The sequence below is a fragment of the Muricauda sp. SCSIO 64092 genome, assembly GCF_023016285.1.
Taxonomy (GTDB): Bacteria; Bacteroidota; Bacteroidia; order Flavobacteriales; family Flavobacteriaceae; genus Croceivirga.
The window spans coordinates 69,457-73,175 of the sequence record NZ_CP095413.1 but is presented as its reverse complement, the minus strand read 5'-3'; the positions used below and the strand labels follow the sequence as shown (position 1 = coordinate 73,175).

Sequence of the window (3,719 nt, the reverse complement as noted above, 5' to 3'; positions counted from 1 at the left end):
AACTTATCAAGGTATTGGTAGAAAGCAATGGTTCTTGGATTGATTGGTATTGCCGCATGGCAAAAAGGGAACTTCGGATCCCAACGAAAGGGCCATGGATCTGACTTAAGGGCCGGAAATGGGCGCAAAAAATCCCAGGGATGCCCTGTAACTTCCAAGCACCCCATACTGCACGACATCCCAGACATTGTTTTCCCATGGTTTTCCAAAACGGTCAATCCCTTGTAGGCCAATCTTTTTAACTCATCCAACGGAACGAACCCGTTGCTTTGGATCCGAAGTATTCCAAGGTTTGCAAGACGGGAAGGTTACCTATCGGAAGTATTGTACGACACTATATCATGTAAAGGTATCCCCTTGAAGACAATACTTTAACAGTGATGTAACAAGTGTTTTCTTTCAGTGTAAGAAGTGCTTTTATTTGATAATAAGTGGGAGATCCTGAGGAGTTTACCACCCAACTGTATACTTGGGAACGGGATTTGTCATGAAATTGGGTTTATGGCCATGGAAGAGCCGTCCGATGCCGCTGGCCCTATGTCCCTATAAAGGTACCGATCTAGTTTAGGGAAATCTTTGTTCCTATCAGTATTAAGGGAAACAAGATGTGAATGCCTTATAGGTATCTTAACCCTTTTGGGTTATTCCTCCCATTGTGTATGATAAATGCCTTCCCTATCAATACGTTCATAGGTATGGGATCCAAAATAATCCCTTTGGGCCTGAATCAGGTTCAAGGGCAGGCGTTGTGAGGTATAGGCATCAAAGTAAGTGAGTGCATTGGAAAGTCCTGGCAAGGGTATTCCATTGAGGGCCCCATAGCTGACCAATTCCCTGGCGGCCTTTACGGTACCCTGTACTTTTCCGATAAAGGATTTTGAGAGCAACAGGTTTTGCAATTCCGGTTCTGCTCGGTAAGCTTCGGTAATATCCGCCAGTAAGGCTGCACGGATAATACATCCGGCACGCCATATTTTTGCGATTTCCCCTAAATCCAGCCCATAACCGTATTCCTTACTGGCATCTGCCAATTGGTGCATGCCCTGGGCGTAGGCCATGATAAAAGCAAAGTAAAGTGCCTGTTCGCATTGGTCCACCAAGGAGGATTTCACAGTCTCTTCTGGAGTGGGTCGGTCATAAAGTGAATCTGCCTTGGTCCGTTCTTCCTTCAGTGCAGAGATTTCACGCATGCTTACGGCAATATCTATGGTGGGGACGGGAATTCCCAGGTCCATGGCATTTTGGGAGGTCCATTTCCCCGTACCCTTTTGTTTGGCCTTATCCAAAATCATATCCACCAAATCGTTATCGGTAAGATCATCCTTTTGGGTAAGGATTTCGGAGGTAATCTCCACTAAAAAGGACTGCAAACGACCTCCATTCCAGTCAGCATACGTCCTATGGAGTTCATTATTGGTGAGTTTGCCAGCCTTTTTGAGCAAATCGTAAATCTCCGAGGTCAATTGCATTAGTCCATATTCAATACCATTATGTACCATTTTTACATAGTTTCCTGCGGATTTGGGCCCTAAATAGGTCACGCAGGGTTCATCCTTGTATTTGGCGGCTACGGCTTCAAAAATGGGTTTTACATGTTGATAGGCCTCCCGGGAGCCACCGGGCATGATACTAGGACCCAAACGTGCGCCCTTGGCACCACCGGATACTCCGGCACCGAAGAAATTAATGCCCTTTTCCTTAAGATAGGCTTCCCTACGGTCCGTATCCGTAAAGAAGGAATTTCCCCCATCAATAATGATATCCCCATCATCCAAAAGGGGCAACAGGCTTTCGATGACCGCATCCACAATCTTCCCAGCGGGGACCAACAGCATTATTTTCCTGGGGGTACTTAGGGCATTGACAAATACTTGTGCATCGGTAGTGGCATTGACTTTTTGGGGATTACCTCCTTCCTCGATCAATGCACTTACTTTTTCCTGGTCCAGGTCATTTCCAAAGGCCGAAAAGCCATTATCGGCCACGTTTAAAATAAAGTTCCTGCCCATGACGCCAAGGCCTACCAGTCCAAAATCGTATGTATCTGCCATCGTATTCCCGTTAATTTATCTGTTAAGACATCGCTAAGTAAGGGATGTCCTTAAATCGCTACCTAAAATAAACGTTATATTCGTTACGCTCAACTAATCCGACACTTTAAATGAAAAAAACCGAAAATCAAATGTTGGTGATCTTTGGTGCCTCCGGCGACTTAACGGCCCGGAAGTTGGTACCTGCACTTTTCAATCTTTTCATAGCGCAGCAACTACCTGAAAACTTCGTGGTTTTGGGAGTGAGCCGCAGTGACATGACGGATATGGATTTCCGGAATAAAGTGGTTTTGGAAAGTACGTACCTGAAGGAACGAATAGCGAATTTAAAGTCGAACTATATTTCCAAGTTTTCAGACCAATTCTTTTATGAGGATTTGGGAAGCGACTATGACACTTCGTACGACGGTCTTCGTAAACGGATAGCGGATTTAAAAAATGAGCACAACACCTCTGGGAACATCATTTACTACTTATCCACTCCGCCCACCCTATATGAGACCATTGCCAAAAACTTGGCCAAAGCAGGGTTAAATACCCAAAGGAACGGTTGGAAACGTTTGATCGTGGAAAAGCCGTTTGGCTACAGTCTGGATACGGCAAAGGCATTGAACGAAGGCTTGCAGCACCATTTTCGGGAACAGCAGATTTATAGAATAGATCATTATTTGGGGAAGGAAACAGTTCAAAACCTTTTAGTGACCCGATTTGCCAATAGTATTTTTGAGCCCTTGTGGAACAGAAACTATATCCATCATGTGGAGATTACCAACGCCGAAAGTGTTGGGGTCGAAAAAAGGGGTGGATACTATGATAAATCAGGGGCCTTGAGGGATATGTTCCAAAACCACCTGTTACAAATTGTTTCCTTGATCGTGATGGAGCCCCCAATTAGTGATGCCCCGGAGGATATTCGCAACGAAAAAGTAAAGGCATTGAAATCATTGCGTATCATGAAGGATGAAAAAACCTTGCATATACAAACCATTAGAGCACAATATATGGCTTCGTCAATCGATGGGGAGCAGGTGCAGGGATATCGGGAAGAGGAAGGTGTGGATTCCGATTCAACTACGGAAACCTATGCGGCCATTAAGTTTTTTGTGGACAATTGGCGGTGGGAAGGTGTACCTTTTTATGTGCGTACGGCCAAGCGGATGCCAACCAAAGTGACTGAAGCGGTCATCCATTTTAAAACACCCCATCACCAAATATTTCAAGACTCAGGGATGAACAGTAAGGATAATAAATTGGTGATTCGAATCCAGCCGGACGAGGGAATTTTAATCAAGTTTGGTGTAAAAGTGCCTGGTCAAGGATTTAAAGTGGAACGGGCCAACTTGGATTTTTACTATTCCAATTTGGCACAGACCCATGTCATGGAGGCTTATGAACGCTTATTATTGGATTGTATGCAAGGCGATGCAACACTATATGCACGAGCAGATGAAGTGGAGGCGGCCTGGGAATTTGTCGACCCCATTTTGGACTATTGGAAGAATGGAAAAAATGTTCGCATGTACGGTTATGCGGCTGGGGTCTGGGGGCCTGAAAATGCGGATGAACTGATCGATGGTATTGGTTTTTGGCGCAATCCCGGTCCCAATTTAACGGATGACCCTGGCTTTTGTGTGATTTGTTAGGAGTTGTTGATGGTTGATGGTTGTT

The 3,719-nt window shown here is 44.9% G+C and carries 2 protein-coding genes; one reads left to right on the top strand and one right to left on the bottom strand.

The features are described 5' to 3' along the window. Window positions 1-641: 641 nt before the first annotated feature. Window positions 642-2,051 carry an NADP-dependent phosphogluconate dehydrogenase gene (gndA, locus tag L0P88_RS00345; protein WP_247132664.1) on the bottom strand — a complete coding sequence of 470 codons (1,410 nt, stop codon included), beginning with the start codon at window positions 2,049-2,051 and terminating at the stop codon, window positions 642-644. 110 nt (window positions 2,052-2,161) lie between these two features. Here gndA and zwf point away from each other — a divergent pair, with 110 nt between their 5' ends. Continuing rightward, a complete protein-coding gene (zwf, locus tag L0P88_RS00340) occupies window positions 2,162-3,694 on the top strand; it encodes a glucose-6-phosphate dehydrogenase (RefSeq protein WP_247132663.1) in 1,533 nt (510 codons plus the stop codon). The last annotated feature ends 25 nt before the right edge of the window (window positions 3,695-3,719 follow it).

Bases quoted from the DNA above. Each gene is read 5' to 3' on its own strand.
- gndA (WP_247132664.1), bottom strand. From the start codon at position 2,051: ATGGCAGATACATACGATTTTGGACTGGTAGGCCTTGGCGTCATGGGC.
- zwf (WP_247132663.1), top strand. From the start codon at position 2,162: ATGAAAAAAACCGAAAATCAAATGTTGGTGATCTTTGGTGCCTCCGGC.